The sequence below is a fragment of the Vreelandella hamiltonii genome, assembly GCF_014651775.1.
Taxonomy (GTDB): domain Bacteria; phylum Pseudomonadota; class Gammaproteobacteria; order Pseudomonadales; family Halomonadaceae; genus Vreelandella; species Vreelandella hamiltonii.
Genome location: NZ_BMXN01000031.1, coordinates 1 through 17228, shown reverse-complemented (window position 1 = coordinate 17228; position 17228 = coordinate 1). Strand labels below are relative to the sequence as shown.

Here is a 17228-nt window from a genome sequence, read left to right as displayed (position 1 = left end):
CACCCCGTCCTGCTGCCACGCCAGCGCCTGTCGATGAGACAGGCGCTGGCGTTATGGTGCATAGAGTGAACGGCATTTGCAGCAATGGGTATTAAAGCGAGTGACGCTGCGCCAACAGCGCCAGGTAGCGCCGATACGCCTCATGGTACGCGGCCACACGCTGGGGTTCCGGCTCTGCCAGTGAGGCAGCGTCCAGGTGCACCAACCGCTCGCAGAGCGAGGCCAGGCTCACGCCCTCGGGGCCCAGGTCGCACCAGGCCGCCTGAATGGCGGCGCCCAGAGCGGCGGCATCGGTGATCTCAGGGCAGATCACTTGAGTATTGGTCATGTCGGCCACCATTTGCCGCCACACGGGGCTGTTCGCACCGCCGCCGATCAGCCGAATCTGGCGGGTACCCGCGGCCAGTTCTCCCAACAGTTCCAGCCCGTAGCGCAGGCCAAAGGTAGCGCCTTCCATCACCCCACGACACAGGTTGGCCTGGGTCATGTTCACGCTGGTCAAGCCCAGAAAGTCGCCAGAGGCATCCGGCAACATGGGCACCCGTTCCCCGTTGAAGAACGGCAGTACCGTCACGCCTTCGGCGCCAATCGGGGCGCTGGCCACCCGCTCGCCAAAGGCCGCCAGATCCAGCCCGAACAACTCGCGCACGCGGGTGGTTGCCGAAGTGACGTTCATGGTACAGATCAGCGGCAGCCAGCCACCGTGGCTGGCGCAGAAGTTGGCCACCATGGCGCTGTCGCAGACCACGGGCTCGGGTGAGTAGGCACATACCGTGCCGGAGGTTCCCAGGCTCAAGGTAATCAAGCCACGGGTAATATTGCCGGTGCCAATCGCCCCCATCATGTTGTCGCCACCGCCGGAAGAGACGATCACGCTATCGCTCAGCCCCAGCTCTTGCGCTACCAATGGGCGGACTCGACCAACGGGCTCCCGGGGCTCGATGAGGCGTGGCAGCACGCGCTCAGGGTCGAGTTCTGGCGCAATGGCGGCGAACACCTCTTTTTGCCAGCGCTGGGTACGGGTGTCGAAATAACCGGTGCCCGAGGCATCGCCTGCCTCGGTGACCCGCTCACCGGTCAGCCAGAAATTCAGGTAGTCATGGGGCAGCAGCAGCGTGGCGATACGCTGATAGGCGTCCGGGTGGTGCTCGCGAAGCCAAGCCACTTTCGAGGCGGTATAACCGGTTTGCAGCACCAGGCCAAGCTTCGCCAGGCAGCCCGCTTCACCGCCCAACGCCTCGACCAGCGCACTGTTTTGCGCGCTGGTTTCGGTATCACACCACAGCTTGGCGGGATACACCGGCACGCCGTCGGCATCGAGGGCCACCATGCCATGCTGTTGACCGGAAACGCCAATGCCGCGTACCTGTCGGGCATCGATGCCCGACCGCTGAATGGCCTCGGAAAACGCCCCCTTGAGCGCCGCCAACCACTCGGCGGGCGACTGCTCGCGGCGGCCGTGTTCGCCTTCGTCCAGGCGGTGCGGGCGGCTGCCTTCCCCCAGGATGACGCCACGCTCCACATCCACCACCACGACCTTGGTACTCTGCGTACCGCAATCCACCCCGATATACATCACACGGTTCCTTTCGACGCGACCAGAGCTTCAAGGGTAGCCCGTGCGCCCCGCTCATGCAGCGACTTCAGCGCCTCCAGGTAGGCATCAAGGAAGCGGGGCTGCTCTGCCAGGTCGCCAAACAGCTCGCGGTTTTCCACGAAGGCCGCCGGGTGGGTGCGGTTATTGGCGGCAATGGCCATCAACGGCTCCCGCAAGCGGTCCACGATCTCGATGGGGTTGCCCTGCTCGTCGACGCCCTCGGCATAGCGTGCCCAGCTGGCCACCACGGCAGCGCTGCGCTGGATCTCGCCGCCCTGGGCAAGCTGCTGGCGAATCACCGGCACCAACCATTTAGGAATACGATCCGAGCTTTCCGCGCACAGCCGCGCCAGGGTGTCTCTGATTTGAGGATTGGCAAAGCGCTCGATCAGCGTCAACTGATAGCTTGCAAGGTCTACCCCCGGCACGGGGGCCAGCGTCGGCGTACCCTCTTCGCGCATGTACCCCAGCAAGAACTCCACGAACAGCGGGTCCTGGCACACCTCATGGGCGTAGCGATAGCCCGCCAAATAACCAAAATAAGTGAGCGCCTGATGGCTGGCGTTGAGCAGGCGCAGTTTCATCAGTTCGTAGGGCTCGACATCATCGACGACCTGAACACCAACGTTCTCGAACGCCGGGCGACCCAAGGGAAAGTGGTCTTCCAGCACCCATTGGGTAAAGGGCTCGCACACCACGGGCCAGGCGTCTTCAACGCCAAAGCGCTGGGCGAGCTCTTCGATATCCGTAGGCGCGGTCACCGGCGTGATACGGTCCACCATGGCGTTGGGAAACGCCACCTCGGCAGCCAGCCAGTCACCCAGCTCTGCACTGCGGGCGCGGGCGTAGGCGCTGAACATGCGTTTGGCCACGTCGCCGTTGCCCTGAATGTTGTCGCAGGACATCACCGTAAACGGCGCAATGCCCCGTGCCCGGCGGCGCACCAAGGCTTCCACCACAAGACCAAAGCTGGTGGAGGGGCGCTCTGGATGGGCGAGATCGTCGCGCACCTGGGGGGCGTCCAGGTTGAACTCTCCGCTGACCGGATGAAAGTTGTAGCCACCCTCCGTGACCGTGAGCGACACGATTCTGATGGCGGGGTCCGCCATTGTTTCGATCACCGCGTCGGGGTTCTCCGGGGCAAACAGGTAATCCACCATGCTGCCAATCACCCGGGGCCGATACTCGCCATCGGGGTATTTCACCACCAGGGTGTAGAGGAAATCCTGAGCCGCCAGCACCTGCTGCATGCGCTTGTCGCCGGGCATGACCCCGACCCCCACGATCCCCCACTCCAGCGCTTCGCCCTGGTTCATCAGTGCATCCACGTACATCGCCTGATGAGCACGATGAAAGCCCCCGACCCCGATATGCACGATGCCGGGGGTCAGTGCCTGTCGGTCGTAAGCAGGTCTCTGTACGGCCTGGCCGAAGGCCGCCAGCGTATGGTTATTCAACGAGGTCATGGTCACTCTCCGATAAGGTGGACAGGGATGGTCGCCAGCGCTGGTCAGGTGACACGCTGCGCGTTTTCACCAGAGCCGCGTTGAGCATGTCTTTCTGGTGGGTTCGCTCCATGGCACCCGCGAGGTCCTGCCCCATGCACAGCCAGCGCTGGATCAGCCGCTCGGCCAGCACGGCATCCTCCACGTCGATGAACAGCGTCCAGTCGAACAGAGAGCGCAGCGCTCGCCAGGGCTCCTGGTCGAGCAGCAGATAATTGCCCTCCACGATCACGATGCGATGGTCGGGCGTGATCAAGCGCCCCCCGGCCCTCGCCAGGTCCAGCGGGCGATCGAAAATGGGCACGGCCACCGGACGGTCAGCGCGACGAATACGCGCCAGGTCGTGGCGAAGGCCGTCCACGTCGAACGTATGCGGCGCTCCCTTGAGCGGGAGCTGCTCTTCCCCCAGGACAGCGTTATCGAAGTGATAGCCATCCATGGGCACGACCGCTGCCACCCCTGGCTGGCGCTGATTGAGCGCATCGCACAGCAGGGCACTCCCGTAAGACTTGCCAGCACCAGGCGGCCCGGCCAGGGCAACCATATAGCGCGCTTGGCCTTGCGCGGCATCCAGCAGTTGGTGGCTCAACGAAACAACATCAGGGCTCATTGGCATCTCAGCTCATCCAGTTACCACCATCGACATTGAGAGTCTGGGCGACAACGTAATCGCTATCTTGGCTAGCCAGGAAGACAGCGGCTCCCGTGTGGTCTTCCGGCACTCCCATGCGGCCATAGGGCACGGCTTCACCCACCAACCGTTTCTTTTCTCCCAGCGGGCGGTGCTCGTAGCGGGCAAACAGCGCATCGACCTCTTCCCACATCGGCGTATCCACCACGCCAGGGGCTATGCCGTTGACGTTGATGCGGTGTTTGATCAAATCGAGCCCACAGGATTGGGTCAGGCTGATCACGGCGGCTTTGCTGGCGCAGTAAACGCTCACCAATGGCTCGCCTCGTCTACCTGCCTGCGAGGCCATGTTGATGATCTTGCCGCCCTGCCCTTGTGCCACCATGGCGCGAGCCACGGCCTGCAAGGTGAAAAACATGCCTTTGGTGTTCACCGCGAACTGTTTGTCGAAGCTGGCTTCGGTGACCTCCAGCACGGGCGCCATGTCGAAGACCGCAGCGTTGTTGACCAGAATGTCGATACCGCCAAAGCGCTCGGAGACCTTGCTCACCATGGCGTCGATGGACGCCTGGTCGCATACGTTCAGCACCACGCCCATCACCCGTTCGGCGTCGGCATCCTGCTGGAGCGTGATGAGCGCTTCGTCGACGGCCCGGGCATCGATGTCGGCCACCACGACGCTGGATCCTTCCAGAAGATAGCGCCGAGCGATGGCCAGCCCTATCCCCCGGGCGCCGCCGGTAATCACGGCCCGTTTATCGCGTAGTTTCATTGTGATCGTGTCCTTGCAGGTAGAGTTGCCACTCATCGACCAAGGCATGCAGCCCACGCATGTGTAGCAGGATTCGCCAGGCGCCAGCGGCCAGCAGTCGCGCCTGTTGGCGGTCATCCACATGGCTGCCACCGACAAAGCCAATCACCTGCATGCCTGCCGCCCGGGCAGCCGTCACTCCGGCCACGCTATCCTCCACCACCAGGCACTGCTCAGGAGGGCAGCCAAGTCTGCTCGCGGCCAGGTGATAAATGGCCGGGTCTGGTTTCGGGTGGTCGACCTGCTCGGCGGTGAAGATAGGTACATCCCCCAATACATCAGCCAATCGCGTGGTCGCCAGGGAGGCTTCCACACGGCAGCGACGACTGTTGGAGACGATGGCCTTGGGCAGGCTGAGCTCTCTCACGGCACTATGCACCCCCTCAATGGCCGTCAGCTCACGCAGCAGCCGCGACTCGATGGCCTCATCCACCTGCTCAGATGCATCCGCTGGCAGCGCGTGACGGCTCTGCTGCTCGAGATGGTGCAGAATATCGGCCGTCGTCATGCCCAGGGCTTGCCCCAGCAGCGTCGGTATATCCAGGTCTGGCAGCCAGTGGGTCAGGTAGGTTTCCAGGGTCTGCTCGGCGAGAAACTCGCTGTCCACCAGAACACCGTCACAGTCAAAGATCAGTGTCTTCATGCGTGCCCTCCGGGTAGCTCTGGCTCGCTGGCGGCACGGTTGTCCTGGCGTGTCAGGCTGGCCAACGGATGGCGAGAAAGGCTCTCCAGTGCCAGGCCTTGGGCGTCGAAGAGATGCGCGCGCTGCGCATCGAAACCAAACGTCACGGTATCGTTCACACGGTAGGCCACGTCACCGTCGGCCATGATCGTGATCAGCAGCTCGCCCATTTGCACGTACAGCGAGGTTTGCCCACCCAGCCGCTCCAGCACCTTGATTTGGCCACTCAAAGGGCCGTTTTCATCCAACTGCAGATGCTCCGGGCGAATGCCCAGCTCCAGCGCTTCGTCGCTGGCGAGCCGTTCACCTGAGACGGGAATGGTGCAGAGTCGCCCACCGGGCAGGCGCACGGTGACACCATCATCACCAAGGGAGCGCTGCTCGACGCTGAAGAAGTTCATCTTGGGCGAACCAATGAACCCTGCCACGAACCGGTTACGCGGGTGGTGGTAGAGTTCCATGGGCGAGCCTACCTGCTCTACCACGCCATCGTGGAGCACGACGATTTTATCGGCCATGGTCATGGCCTCTATCTGGTCGTGGGTGACGTAAATCATCGTCGCGTCCAGCTCTTCGTGCAGCCGAGCCAGCTCGATACGCATCTGCACCCGCAGCGCCGCATCCAGATTGGAGAGCGGCTCGTCGAACAGGAAGATGCTGGGATTGCGCACGATGGCGCGACCAATGGCGACCCGCTGGCGCTGGCCGCCCGAGAGTGCTTTGGGCTTGCGGTCCAGCAGCGGTTCGAGCTGCAGGATCCGAGCGGCTTCCAGCACCTTGGCGCGGCGCTCCTCTTTGGGCACCCCAGCCAGGCGCATGCTGAAGCCCATGTTGCCCTCGACGGTCATGTGCGGGTAAAGCGCATAGCTTTGAAACACCATGGCCAACCCTCGGTCGGCGGGGCCCACCTCGTTCATGCGCTTGCCATCGATGAGAATATCGCCGTCACTGGCGCTTTCCAGCCCGGCGATCATGCGCATCAGCGTGGATTTGCCGCAGCCGGAAGGCCCCACGAACACGACGAACTCACGATCATTGACATCGAGGTCGATGCCCTTGATGACCTGGGTGTCGCCAAACTGCTTGGTGATGTTTTTCAGTTGCAAGGTTGCCATGGAAAATTCCTTTACTTGACGGCACCAAAGGTCAGGCCGCGCACCATTTGTTTTTGGGTCATCCAGCCGAGCATCAGGATGGGCGCAATGGCCATGGTGGACGCCGCCGACAGCTTGGCCCAGAACAACCCTTCAGGGCTCGAGAAGGAGGCAATGTAAGCGGTCAACGGTGCCGCTTTCGACGAGGTGAGATTGAGGCTCCAGAACGCCTCGTTCCAGCTCAGGATCACCGACAGCAGCCCGGTAGAAGCGATGCCCGGCAAGGTCAGCGGCAGCAGCAGGAAAAATACCTCTTGCAGGGTAGAGGCGCCGTCCATACGGCCCGCTTCGAGGATGTCCTTGGGCATGTCCTTGAAGAAGGTGTAGAGCATCCAAACCACGATGGGCAGGTTCATCAGGGTGTAGATGATGATCAGCCCGGTACGGGTATCCAGCAGTCCGACATCGCGGAAAATCAGGTAGATAGGTACCAGAACCCCCACCGGCGGCAGCATCTTGGTGGAGAGCATCCACAGCAGCGTGCCTTTGGTGCGTTTGGTGGGCAAGAAGGCCATGGCGTAAGCCGAGGGAATGGCAATCAGCAAGGCTAAAAACGTGGAGCCAAACGCGACGGCCACGCTGTTCAAGGCAAAGCGGGCATAGCCCGAGCGGGCCTGAACGGCCTGGTAACTTTCGAGGGTAGGCGAAAAAATAAAGCTGGGGTCGGCGATCGCCGCCGTTTCGGTTTTGAATCCGGTCAGCACCATCCACAGGATGGGAAAAAAGATCACCAAGGCCACGGACCAGCCCAGCAGGGTCAGCAGTAGCTGCCGCAGCGGTAACGAACGTGCGTTGGCGGAGGCGTTACGATGCAGGGTCATACAGAGACTCCCTAGGCCCAAAGAGCCGACGTTAATCTTCCAGGTTTCTGGCAACCATTCGGACGAGGAAGATGGCGACGATATTGGCGAGAATGATGGCGATCACCCCACCCGCCGAGGCCATGCCCACATCGAAATCCAACAGCGCCTGGATGTAGATCAAATACGCCAGGTTGGTGGTAGCAAGCCCCGGCCCACCCGAGGTAGTGACAAAGATCTCGGCAAAAATCGTCAGCAGGAAGATCATCTCGATCATGATCACCACGCTGATGGCACGCTTGAGGTGCGGCAGCGTGATGAAGAAGAAAATCGCCAGCGGCCCCGCTCCGTCCATGCGTGCGGCTTCCACCTGATCTTCGTCCAGCGACTGCATGGCGGTCAGCAGAATCAGCAGCGCAAACGGCAGCCACTGCCATGAGACGATGATGATGATGGACGTCAGCGGTAGCGCCGAGAACCAGTCCACGACGGGAAGCCCCAGCGATTGCGACAGCCAGGCCAACACCCCATTGGAGGGGTGCATCATCATGTTTTTCCAGACCAGGGCACTGACCGTGGGCATGACGAAGAAAGGAGAAATCGCCAGCACCCGGGCAATGCCCCGCCCGGCAAACTCTTGCTGGAACAGCACCGCCAGCAGCGTGCCGCCCACCACTGTGATGACCAGTACCCAACCCACCAGCAGCAGCGTGTTGGCCATGGCTGTCCACAGCGCGGGGTCGGTGAGCAGATACTCATAGTTTTCCAGCCCCGCGAAGCCGGTCATTTCCGGCATCAACAGGTTGTAGCGCTGGAAGGAGAACCAGACTGTCATGCCCAACGGCACGATCATCCAGAGCAGCAGAAGAGTCACTGCGGGTGCCTGAAGCGATAGCGTCCTGAGCCCGCCGACCGTTCGACCAGAAGCACGTGTTCTATTCATGAAAATACCTGCAAAAAAACGGCCCCGCCGGAAGCCTGGACAGCGTTTCCCCCATACGGAGAAAACGCTGTCACCTTCAGGGCTTAGCGTTGGATGTAGCCCGCACGCTGCATGGCGCGCTCGGTAGTCCGCTGAGCGTTATCTAGGGCTTGCGTCACGGAGGTTCCGCCAGTGAGCGCTGACGCGATGGTCTGGCCCACTTGAGTACCAATCGACTGGAACTCGGGAATGCCGACAAACTGGACGCCAATATAGGGGTTGGGCTCCAGGCTGGAGTCGGTGGGGTCGGCGTCCTTGATGGCATTCACCACGAAGTCGGCAAAAGGAGCTGCATCGATGTACTGCGCGTTGGCATAGGTGGACTCACGGGTACCCGGGGGCACGTTGGTCCAGCCGTTGGTCTCACCCACAAGCGCTATGTACTCTTGTGACGTGGCCCAGGTGATGAACGACTGCGCCGCCTCCTTGTGCTCGGAAGAGGCAGGGATAGCCAGAGCCCAGGACCACAGCCAATGCGAGCCCTTGGGCGTTTCGGCAATGGGCGCAGGGGCAAAACCCAGCACGTCGGCGACGTCTGATTCATTCGCGTCATAGAGCTTGCCAGCAGCCGAGGTGGCATCGACCCACATGGCACAGCTGCCCCGGGAGAAGAGCGCCAGATTTTCGTTGAAGCCGTTGGAGCTGGCGCCAGGCGGCCCGTAATTGCCCAGCAGGTCGACATAAAACGCGACGGCGTCGTTCCAGGCTTCGGAATTGATTTCAGGATTCCACTGCTCATCGAACCAGCGGCCACCGAAGGTGTTCACCAGCGTCGAGACGAAGGCCATGTTTTCACCCCAGCCCGGCTTGCCACGCAGGCAGATGCCCGCCAACCCCGGCTCGCTGCCGTGCAGTTGCTCGGCCCAGTCGTGCACCTGCTCCCAGGTGGGCTGCTCGGGCATCTCGATACCGGCCTGTTCGAACAGGTCGGTGCGGTAGTACATCATCGAGCTTTCGGCATAGAACGGTAGCGCATGCAGCGTGCCGTCCAGGCTCAGACCATCGCGCACCGATGCCAGCAAATCGTCTTCGTGGTAGTCGTCGGGCAGGTCCACCAGGGGTTCGAGCCAGCCCCGCTCTGCCCAGATCGGCACTTCATAGGTGCCAATGGTCATCACGTCGAACTGCCCGCCACCAGTGGCAATATCCGTCGTCATGCGCTGGCGCAGCACGTTCTCCTCCAGCACCACCCAGTCCAGAGAGATATCCGGATGCGCCTCCTCGAAGGCACTGGTCAGGCTCTGCATGATGACCATGTCGTTATTGTTCACCGTCGCCACGGTGAGCGTTGTCTGAGCATGGGCGTGCCCCGCTACCGCGATAGCGGCTGCCAGGGTCGTGATGGGCAAGTGTCGCGCAAGACGCATGAGATTCTCCTTGTAGCAGGTATTGGCATTATTGTTACCTTGATCATATTGATCATCGACCGAACAAATGATCGTACGCAGGTCAAAAAAAAGCAAAGCCTGACCTCTTAGACTTTACGCTAATTCATTCAATGGCTTGCATGTTGCACCTGCACACTCAGCCAGCCTCGGATGCCGCAAGAATGTGCCTGGCGGCACGCTCATCGGTGATCAGCCCCTTCAGCCAGCCGCCCCGCAGCGCCGCCAGAATGGCAGGCGCCTTGTCCTGGCCACCGGCAATGCCCACCATCAGGTGCTTGCCGAACCGTTCCAGAGGCAGGCTGGTCACCCGCCGTGTGATGGAGCAGTCGATCACCTGCCCGTCGCGGTCCAGGGGCCAGCCCAGCAGCTCACCCACGGCTTCACGTCCCAGCAGCTCGTCCAGCTCGCTCTCGCTGATGAAGTGGTCCTGGAACAGGGTAGCTTGCCGGTCGATGCGCCCGATCCCGATGAAGGCCGCTTCCGACTCCCGTGCCACATCGGCAATGGCCCTGAACAGCCGCTGGGACAGCATGGCCTCTTTCTCGGCCAACGACTCCGCCACGACCGGGGCGGGCAGTAGAAAACGTTCGCCGCCGGTTTTGTCCGCCAGCACCATGACCGCGTCATAGCGGTTTGCCGAGCCATCACGCGCGACGTTGCCCACCAGCGAGACGAAACGGTGCTGAGGACGCTCCACACGACTCAGCGCCTCCACCGCCGCCCGCACCGAACGGCCCGTGCCCAACGAGAGTGTCAGCGGTTCGCTGCGCTCGACCAACCGCGCGATGCGCTCTGCGCCTGCCACGGCCAGGTAATAGGCAGCCCCTTCCGGTGCCTGCGCATCGGCCGGCACGACATCACAGTAGGTCAGGCCAAACCGTGATCGCAACGCACTGCCCAAGGCCATACAGGTCGAAATGGGGTGATCGATATGCACTTTCACAAGCCCTTCCTGGCGAGCCAACGCCAACAAGCGCTGCACGCCTGGCCTGGAGACTCCCAACTGGATGGCAATGTCGTCCTGGGTCATGCCGCCGACGTAAGACATCCAGGCCGCCCTGGCGGCCTGGTCGAGCTTCACCTCGAATTTATCCATGGAATGCTCGCCACCTCATGCTCAAAAAACGCCATCATACAAAGCTCAAGACAAGACCAGTAGTGTCCTATCCGCTAACATGGGCACCTTGTCAGGCTCCCCGAATAGAGGCTTATTGTCATGTATAAACTCGCTTTTTTTGTTCCTGTGGACCATGTCGAAAGCGTCAAGCGCGCCGTGTTCGATGCGGGTGCGGGGCGTATCGGTGATTATGAGCACGTCTGTTTCCAGACCCGCGGCACCGGCCAGTTTCGGCCGATGGAGGGCGCCGAACCGCATATCGGTCAGGTAGGCACCCTGGAGCGGGTGGAAGAGTTCAAGGTGGAGCTGGTCTGTGACGACGCGCACATCCAGGCGGCCATTGCCGCCCTCAAGCTGGCCCACCCCTACGAGGAAGTGGCCTACGACGTGTGGCAGCTGGCCAACCTGTAGGCGCCGCCTCCCCTGCCCCATCAGGCACTGCCGAAGTAGCGCTCGCGGTCTTCGGGTGTGATCTTGCTGATGTGCAGCGGAAATTCCGCCTGCTGGCGATCTTCGAAGTAGTGCCGCAGGGTCCGCTCGATAGTGGGGAAGGCCAGCGCGTCCCAGGGGATTTCGTGCTCTTCGAAAAGCGCCACCTCCAGGCTTTCTGGTCCGGCACTGAAGCCACCCACCAGGTCGGCACGAAAAATCATGTAGACTTGATTGATGTGCGGCAGGTCGATCAAGGTGTACAGGTCTCCCAACGCGACTTCGGCGAAGGCCTCTTCCCAGGTCTCCCGGGATGCGGCCTGTTGCGTGGTTTCGGCGTTTTCCATATAGCCTGCCGGCAGCGTCCAGTACCCTTTGCGCGGCGCAATGGCGCGTTTGCACAGCAAGACCTTCGAGCCGCTCACCGGCAGCGTACCCGCCACAATGCGCGGATTCTGGTAGTGAATGGTACCGCAGGCATCGCACAGGTAGCGGGGGCGGTCATCTCCTTCAGGCACCGCAAAGCGGACTTTTTCACCACACTGACTACAAAAGTTCATCGCGTTTTCTCTATGGCTGGAAGGGCGAGCTATCAACGCGCTTGACGCTGATCGTCATGGCTGGGTAAAAGAGAACAAAGTCACGGGAATCCCCTATGTTAGAGAAACTGCGCAAACAGCTGCAACTGCATACGCCTCAACGGCTGGACCACGTTACTCTGCCTGAGGCCGCCGTCTTGATGCCCATCGTCGAGCGGCCGTCGCCGACGCTGCTGTTTACCCGCCGCGCGGGCCACTTGAATACCCACAGCGGCCAGGTCGCTTTCCCCGGCGGCAAGCGCGAAGCCACCGATGCAGACCTCTACGCCACCGCACTGCGGGAGGCTCAGGAAGAGATTGCGCTAGCACCGCAGGCAGTGCAACCGCTGGGGCGCCTGTCCGATGTGATTTCGCTGCACGGGATACGGGTCACCCCCTGGGTAGGCCTGATCCCCCCCGACCTGCCATTGGTGGCAGACCCGGCGGAGCTGGATGCCATTTTCGAAGTGCCGCTCAGCCATTTTCTGGAGGACCAGCGCACCCATACCGATGTCATCACCGTGGATGGCGTCGCTCACTACGTGCCCAGCTACCGAGTAGACAGCCACGTGATCTGGGGGCTCTCGGCCATGATGTTGGTGGAGCTGCTGGCCGAAGGGTTCGGCATGGACATCGACCTTTACCGCCGCCCGGCCGGCGCCTTGCGCCACTACCCCGAAAGGCGCTCTCCTCAGCGCCCAGCCGCCGTCAATCGCAACGACAAGCCAGTCACGAGACACACCAAATGATCGCTTCCATGGACACCCGCCCCCATGCCCTTGCCCCAGAGGCCCACGTGGCCCTGGTCGACGCCCTGGTGGAACAGGGCTGGTACGTGGGCCGGGGGGTCATCGACCCGGCCCTGTGCCAGGCGCTGCAAGGCGAGCTGCTGCATCTGGCGGCCCACGATGCGCTCGATGAAGCAGGCATTGGGCGCGGTCAGCAGCACCTGCTGCGCAAGGATATTCGCGGCGACGCCATCCACTGGCTGGACCGTGAAAGCGAAGCCCAGCGGTACTATCTCGATGCCATGGCCGAGCTGCAGCGCTCGTTGAATCAGGCGCTGTTTCTTGGCCTGTTCGAGTACGAGGCGCATTTTGCCCACTACCCTGCCGGGGCTTTTTACCAACGCCATCTGGACAGCTTTCGCGGGCGGGCCAATCGTGTCATCTCGACCGTCGGCTACCTCACCCCCGACTGGCCCGCCGATGGCGGAGGCGAAATGGTCATCTACGACCCCGATGACCCCAGCCGGGAAGTGGCCCGGGTCGTGCCCGAAGCGGGAACGTTCGCCTGCTTTTTATCGGAAACCATTCCCCACGAAGTGCTGCCCACGCGCCTGCCGCGCACCAGCATTGCTGGCTGGTTCCGCCGCAATGCCTCGCTGGGTGGCGTGCTGGACCCCGCGCGATAACGCCATGACCACGCCGCTGGAAGCTCGCCTGCAAGCAGAAATCGCCTCGTTGCAGGCGCGCAATGCCGCCCTGGAAGAGGAGAAGCGCCACTACCAGTGGCTGGCGGAAAGCACCACCGACCTGATCTCTCGTCATGCCCGAGACGGTACGTTTCTGTATGCCTCTCAAGCCGCCCGCGACCTGCTGGGTTACGCGCCCGAGGAGTTGATTGGCGTCTCGGCTTATCAGCTCTTTCATCCCGCCGACCTGAGCGCGCTGCTCAACAAGTCGCCACGGGTTTATTACCATGATGGGTTCTACCAGCAGACCTATCGTTTTCGCGCCAAGGCGGGCCATTACGTGTGGTTTGAAACCACCAGCCGGACCCGACGAGACGCCAACACGGGCGAGCTGCTGGACATTCTCTGCGTCTCCCGGGATGTGGGGCGTCGCATCGAAGCCGAAGCCACCCGGGAGCGCCTGGCAAAGGTGGTCGAGTCCACCACCGACTACGTGCTGTTTCTGGGGCCTGACCAGCGGGTATTCAGCGCCAACGAAGCCGCTCGGCGCTGCCTGGCGCTACCCACCGAGGCCCTGCAAGTCCCCCTGGACACCGTGTACTCCTGCGAGTCGCTGCGGCTGCTCCGGCAGGTGGTCTTTCCTGCCGTCGAGCGTTACGGTTCCTGGAGTGGCGAGCTGGAGATACGTGCGCCAGATGCCCTGCTGCCCGTGCTCAGCGTCGTGTTGGCCCACCGCGCTCAGGGCGCCGAACCCGGCCACTTCGCGCTCATCAACCGCGATATCAGCGCGCGCAAGCAGGCCGAAGCCCAGGCGCGCCGCCATCAGGAGCAAATTGCCCATGCCAACCGGCTGGCGGCCGCGGGTGAGCTGGCGTCCAACATTGCCCACGAGTTGAACCAGCCGCTGGGCGCCATCGCCAACTACGCCAGCGGCGCGCTGATGCAGTGCCAACAGCAACCTGCCCCCTCTGCCGAAGCGCTGCGCCTGCCGCTGGAACGTATCAACCAGCAGGTCGAACGCCTGGCGCAACGTTTGCGACATCTGCGCAGCTTCGTACGCAAACGCAGCCATCGTGTGTATCCGGTCGCGCTGGCTCCGGTGATCGAGGCGGCCTGCCAGCTCTGCGAGTGGCAGTATCAGCAGGCTGCCATTCCTTTGCAGCGCCAGCTACCCGACGAACTCCCCAGGGTCTACGGCGACCCCATCGCGCTGGAGCAGGTGCTGGTCAACCTGCTGCTGAATGCGCTGACCGCCAGCCGCGACATGCCCGACCGCCCTGGCGTGGTGATCACCGCGCGACCCAGCGGGCATCGGCAGCTGACCCTGAGCGTTGAAGACCAAGGGCCAGGCGTGCCCGACACCCAGCGCCCGCATATCTTCGATGCCTTTTACACCACTCGGGACGATGGGCTGGGCATGGGCCTGGCCATCAGCCGAACCCTGCTGGAAAGCATGGGCGGCGCCCTGACGCTTCGCGACTGCCCCAAAGGGGCCTGTTTTGAGGTACTGCTACGTACGGAGACAGACACTTGATGGAACCGCCCCTTTCCACCATTGCCGTGGTCGATGACGACACCGCCCTGCGCGAATCCCTGGTGTGGCTGCTGTCGTCGGTCGGCCTGACTGCCCAGCCCTTTGCCAGTGGAGACGCGTTTCTGGCGGCCCAGCGCGATCACATAGCCGTCCTGCTACTGGATGTTCGTATGCCCGGCCTCAGCGGCCTCCAGGTACAGCAGGCGCTGTTGGATCAACAGGACACCCTGCCGATCATCATGATGACCGGCCACGGCGATGTTCCCATGGCGGTGGCCGCCCTGAAAGCCGGGGCGTTCGAGTTCATCGAGAAGCCCTTCAACCACCAGCAGATCATCGAAATCGTGCAGCGAGCCCTGGAACACGCTCGCCAACGGCATCAGGCACAGGCGCAAGTGGCTAGCCTGAAGGCGCGCTACGGGTCGCTCAAGCCGAAAGAGCAGCAGATCATGGCCCACGTGGCACATGGGTTGACCAACCGGGAAATTGCCGAGCAAATGGAGGTGAGCCCTAAAACCGTGGAAGTCTATCGGCTGAGGGCCATGAAAACGATGCAGGCGGGCAATGTGGCAGACTGGGTGCGTCAGGCGGTAGCGCTGGGCCTGGTGGCTGCGCTACCGCCCTGAGCATTAGCTGAGAGGTACGATTTGACCGTTGGCTTCTTCGAGCACGCGGCTGACCTGCTCGTAGTTGGCACTGCCTTGGCCGTTATGCTCTTCGATCAGGCCAATCACGTTCAGCAGAGTGTCCATGCCGAATGCCTGCTCGTCGGTGGAAGCAAACGCCTGAATATAAGCATTGCCCTGCTCGCCCCAGCCCAGCTTGATAGGGGCATCGATGATATTGACCTGGGTACCGACGGGCACACGCCAGAAGATCGACTCGATGTCGTCCCCGTGCATCCTGATGCAACCTCGGCTGGCCCGCATGCCGATGCCGTCCGGCTGGTTGGTTCCGTGAATCAGATAGCCCGGTATATCGAGCAGGATGGCAAACTGCCCCAACGGGTTATCCGGGCCGGGAGGGACGACGGCAGGAGGTGGGTCGCCCCGTTCGGCCGCCTCGCGACGGATGGATGCCGGCGGGTACCAGGCCGGATTTTCGAGTCGCATGGTGGTCTTGGTGATGCCCAGAGGCGTGTTGTAGGCATCACGCCCAATGCCGATGGGGTAGGTCTCGACCACGGCTGGCTCGCCAGACGCCACATCGGGGTAGTAGTAGAGGCGCAGTTCGGCGACGTTGATCACGATACCGGTACGCGGCGCGTCAGGCAGGATGAACTGGCCGGGGATGGTCACCTCGGTACCTTCGCCGGGTACCCAGATGCTGACATCCGGGTTGGCCATGCGGATCTCCTCGTAGCCCACGTTGTGAGCCCGGGCGATATCCAGCAGCGTATCTTCATTACTGGCCGTGACCGTGTAGTTCTCGCCGACCATGTTACCTGTTTCGGGCAACAGAAAGTGCCCCTTGGGAAGCTCGCTGGCACTGGCCAACGCACTGGTCATCAACAGCCAGGCACTGACCGCCAGGCTGCCTAGACAAGAGCGTTTGAGTCGCCGGTCGGCAGGGTGATGCGTCGTCGTCGTCATGGGTTCTCCTTTTTTACGGTTAATATGCCGACTGGCTACCGATGGGTCAATCCGACAGACTGTCGCATGGGCAGGGGCTCTCGACCCGCCCATGCCTCTTCTTTAAAGTCGACTCATGGCAAAAAGATGGCCATTCATCTTGCAAAACATTATAGAGCGTCTACCTTGATAAGTGTCTTGACGCAGTGACGCGCAAGATGAAACATCGCTTTTTCCTTAACACCAACGTTTATTAAAACATCGTCTACATTCGTTTTGATCTAACGTTAACCACATGGGAAATCGCATCAGGAGTAACGTCGATGGTGTGCGTTATCGGAATAGCGCAAAGCAGTCACAGGCTGCTTTTATCAAGCCATGTTGCTTGATGGACCATGAGCGTTAATTTGTTTAGACACCGGTGCAACCACACAGTGTCCTAATGCAAGCGCAAGGAGCAATAGCCATGAAAATGATCAAACCTGCTTTCCTCGGTACGTTGATGGTGCCTGCTTTCATGTTTGCCGCTGGCTCGGTCAGCGCTCAGGAAACCATGGGAGCCGAAGCCACCTACCTGACCACGGCACCTGAAAACACGTTTCACGCTGATTCGCTGACCGGCAACAACGTGAAAAGCACCGTGGAAGATGATGAGGATATCGGCACCATCTCTGACCTGATCATCGATGAAGATGGTCAAATCCAGGCCGTTGTCGTTGGTGTAGGCGGATTCCTGGGCATGGGTGAGAAAGATGTTGCCATCGAGTGGGACTCTCTTGAGCTCACCAAAGACGATGATGGCGACGACTACGTCATTCGCGTCAATGCATCACAAGATGCACTGGAAGCTGCCGAAGAGTATGAGCGTAACTAAACGCTGATCTTCGCAAGCAATAGAAAAGGCCTTGGCTACTGCCAAGGCCTTTTTAGTATCCTGAATCCGTGAAGCCGGCGCCGACACTTTCCCTATCACCGCCAGCGAGCACTTTTTGATCATTCGCCCCGTGCAAGTTGGCTTTCGCAAGCCCGTTATTG

Annotated in this window: 18 protein-coding genes; 6 read left to right on the top strand and 12 right to left on the bottom strand. The window is 61.6% G+C overall.

Annotation, left to right across the window (positions count from 1 at the left end):
* Nucleotides 1-91 precede the first annotated feature (91 nt).
* The 10 genes from xylB to IE091_RS16780 form a co-directional block, all read right to left on the bottom strand.
* The gene (gene xylB, locus IE091_RS16825; protein WP_189464180.1) at nt 92-1576 is read right to left on the bottom strand and encodes a xylulokinase; all 1485 of its coding nucleotides are present in this window, start codon (nt 1574-1576) and stop codon (nt 92-94) included.
* On the bottom strand, nt 1576-3063 hold the full coding sequence (locus tag IE091_RS16820; RefSeq protein WP_189464179.1) for a mannitol dehydrogenase family protein: 1488 nt from the start codon (nt 3061-3063) through the stop codon (nt 1576-1578). The genes xylB and IE091_RS16820 overlap by 1 nt, the downstream gene beginning before the upstream one ends.
* Nucleotides 3047-3712: a nucleoside/nucleotide kinase family protein gene (locus IE091_RS16815; RefSeq protein ID WP_189464178.1), complete on the bottom strand. Its 666-nt coding sequence runs from the start codon at nt 3710-3712 to the stop codon at nt 3047-3049. The genes IE091_RS16820 and IE091_RS16815 overlap by 17 nt, the downstream gene beginning before the upstream one ends.
* A gap of 7 nt (nt 3713-3719) precedes the next feature.
* Complete coding sequence (locus IE091_RS16810; protein WP_189464177.1) at nt 3720-4505, bottom strand: L-iditol 2-dehydrogenase; 786 nt, start codon at nt 4503-4505, stop codon at nt 3720-3722.
* Complete coding sequence (locus tag IE091_RS16805; protein WP_189464176.1) at nt 4489-5187, bottom strand: HAD family hydrolase; 699 nt, start codon at nt 5185-5187, stop codon at nt 4489-4491. The genes IE091_RS16810 and IE091_RS16805 overlap by 17 nt, the downstream gene beginning before the upstream one ends.
* On the bottom strand, nt 5184-6341 hold the full coding sequence (locus IE091_RS16800; protein WP_189464175.1) for an ABC transporter ATP-binding protein: 1158 nt from the start codon (nt 6339-6341) through the stop codon (nt 5184-5186). The genes IE091_RS16805 and IE091_RS16800 overlap by 4 nt, the downstream gene beginning before the upstream one ends.
* Before the next feature lie 11 nt (nt 6342-6352).
* Complete coding sequence (locus IE091_RS16795) at nt 6353-7201, bottom strand: carbohydrate ABC transporter permease (RefSeq protein ID WP_096922556.1); 849 nt, start codon at nt 7199-7201, stop codon at nt 6353-6355.
* A gap of 31 nt (nt 7202-7232) precedes the next feature.
* Complete coding sequence (locus IE091_RS16790; RefSeq protein WP_189464174.1) at nt 7233-8123, bottom strand: carbohydrate ABC transporter permease; 891 nt, start codon at nt 8121-8123, stop codon at nt 7233-7235.
* Between the two features lie 83 nt (nt 8124-8206).
* Complete coding sequence (locus tag IE091_RS16785; protein WP_189464173.1) at nt 8207-9529, bottom strand: ABC transporter substrate-binding protein; 1323 nt, start codon at nt 9527-9529, stop codon at nt 8207-8209.
* A gap of 157 nt (nt 9530-9686) precedes the next feature.
* Nucleotides 9687-10646, bottom strand: a complete 960-nt coding sequence (locus tag IE091_RS16780) for a sugar-binding transcriptional regulator (protein WP_039176460.1) — start codon at nt 10644-10646, stop codon at nt 9687-9689.
* Nucleotides 10647-10766: 120 nt separating this feature from the next.
* Between IE091_RS16780 and IE091_RS16775 the strand changes: the two genes are divergently transcribed.
* A complete protein-coding gene (locus IE091_RS16775) occupies nt 10767-11078 on the top strand; it encodes a YqfO family protein (RefSeq protein WP_016914566.1) in 312 nt (103 codons plus the stop codon).
* Nucleotides 11079-11098: 20 nt separating this feature from the next.
* Here the strand turns inward: IE091_RS16775 and IE091_RS16770 are convergent, their stop codons facing one another.
* Entirely contained in the window at nt 11099-11656 is a 558-nt protein-coding gene (locus tag IE091_RS16770) for an NUDIX hydrolase (protein ID WP_039176467.1), read from the bottom strand.
* Between the two features lie 95 nt (nt 11657-11751).
* On the opposite strand from IE091_RS16770, the gene IE091_RS16765 reads away from it, so the two are divergent.
* Genes IE091_RS16765 through IE091_RS16750 form a run of 4 tightly spaced genes read left to right on the top strand, consistent with a single transcriptional unit; the run spans nt 11752 to nt 15248 of the window.
* A complete protein-coding gene (locus IE091_RS16765) occupies nt 11752-12423 on the top strand; it encodes a CoA pyrophosphatase (protein ID WP_096922554.1) in 672 nt (223 codons plus the stop codon).
* Nucleotides 12420-13088: a 2OG-Fe(II) oxygenase gene (locus IE091_RS16760; RefSeq protein ID WP_096922553.1), complete on the top strand. Its 669-nt coding sequence runs from the start codon at nt 12420-12422 to the stop codon at nt 13086-13088. Before IE091_RS16765 ends, IE091_RS16760 begins: the two co-directional genes overlap by 4 nt.
* Nucleotides 13089-13092: 4 nt before the next feature.
* Complete coding sequence (locus IE091_RS16755; RefSeq protein WP_229800875.1) at nt 13093-14622, top strand: PAS domain-containing sensor histidine kinase; 1530 nt, start codon at nt 13093-13095, stop codon at nt 14620-14622.
* Nucleotides 14622-15248, top strand: a complete 627-nt coding sequence (locus tag IE091_RS16750) for a response regulator transcription factor (RefSeq protein ID WP_039176476.1) — start codon at nt 14622-14624, stop codon at nt 15246-15248. The genes IE091_RS16755 and IE091_RS16750 overlap by 1 nt, the downstream gene beginning before the upstream one ends.
* Nucleotides 15249-15251: 3 nt before the next feature.
* Here IE091_RS16750 and IE091_RS16745 read toward each other — a convergent pair whose 3' ends face one another.
* Entirely contained in the window at nt 15252-16214 is a 963-nt protein-coding gene (locus IE091_RS16745) for a L,D-transpeptidase family protein (RefSeq protein ID WP_189464171.1), read from the bottom strand.
* 445 nt (nt 16215-16659) lie between these two features.
* Here IE091_RS16745 and IE091_RS16740 point away from each other — a divergent pair, with 445 nt between their 5' ends.
* The gene (locus IE091_RS16740; protein WP_096922549.1) at nt 16660-17067 is read left to right on the top strand and encodes a PRC-barrel domain-containing protein; all 408 of its coding nucleotides are present in this window, start codon (nt 16660-16662) and stop codon (nt 17065-17067) included.
* The last annotated feature ends 161 nt before the right edge of the window (nt 17068-17228 follow it).

Bases quoted from the DNA above. Each gene is read 5' to 3' on its own strand.
- IE091_RS16805 (WP_189464176.1), bottom strand. From the start codon at position 5,187: ATGAAGACACTGATCTTTGACTGTGACGGTGTTCTGGTGGACAGCGAG.
- xylB (WP_189464180.1), bottom strand. From the start codon at position 1,576: ATGTATATCGGGGTGGATTGCGGTACGCAGAGTACCAAGGTCGTGGTG.
- IE091_RS16755 (WP_229800875.1), top strand. From the start codon at position 13,093: ATGACCACGCCGCTGGAAGCTCGCCTGCAAGCAGAAATCGCCTCGTTG.
- IE091_RS16795 (WP_096922556.1), bottom strand. From the start codon at position 7,201: ATGACCCTGCATCGTAACGCCTCCGCCAACGCACGTTCGTTACCGCTG.
- IE091_RS16790 (WP_189464174.1), bottom strand. From the start codon at position 8,123: ATGAATAGAACACGTGCTTCTGGTCGAACGGTCGGCGGGCTCAGGACG.
- IE091_RS16810 (WP_189464177.1), bottom strand. From the start codon at position 4,505: ATGAAACTACGCGATAAACGGGCCGTGATTACCGGCGGCGCCCGGGGG.
- IE091_RS16740 (WP_096922549.1), top strand. From the start codon at position 16,660: ATGAAAATGATCAAACCTGCTTTCCTCGGTACGTTGATGGTGCCTGCT.
- IE091_RS16760 (WP_096922553.1), top strand. From the start codon at position 12,420: ATGATCGCTTCCATGGACACCCGCCCCCATGCCCTTGCCCCAGAGGCC.
- IE091_RS16815 (WP_189464178.1), bottom strand. From the start codon at position 3,712: ATGAGCCCTGATGTTGTTTCGTTGAGCCACCAACTGCTGGATGCCGCG.
- IE091_RS16745 (WP_189464171.1), bottom strand. From the start codon at position 16,214: ATGACGACGACGACGCATCACCCTGCCGACCGGCGACTCAAACGCTCT.
- IE091_RS16785 (WP_189464173.1), bottom strand. From the start codon at position 9,529: ATGCGTCTTGCGCGACACTTGCCCATCACGACCCTGGCAGCCGCTATC.
- IE091_RS16820 (WP_189464179.1), bottom strand. From the start codon at position 3,063: ATGACCTCGTTGAATAACCATACGCTGGCGGCCTTCGGCCAGGCCGTA.
- IE091_RS16780 (WP_039176460.1), bottom strand. From the start codon at position 10,646: ATGGATAAATTCGAGGTGAAGCTCGACCAGGCCGCCAGGGCGGCCTGG.
- IE091_RS16770 (WP_039176467.1), bottom strand. From the start codon at position 11,656: ATGAACTTTTGTAGTCAGTGTGGTGAAAAAGTCCGCTTTGCGGTGCCT.
- IE091_RS16800 (WP_189464175.1), bottom strand. From the start codon at position 6,341: ATGGCAACCTTGCAACTGAAAAACATCACCAAGCAGTTTGGCGACACC.
- IE091_RS16765 (WP_096922554.1), top strand. From the start codon at position 11,752: ATGTTAGAGAAACTGCGCAAACAGCTGCAACTGCATACGCCTCAACGG.
- IE091_RS16750 (WP_039176476.1), top strand. From the start codon at position 14,622: ATGGAACCGCCCCTTTCCACCATTGCCGTGGTCGATGACGACACCGCC.
- IE091_RS16775 (WP_016914566.1), top strand. From the start codon at position 10,767: ATGTATAAACTCGCTTTTTTTGTTCCTGTGGACCATGTCGAAAGCGTC.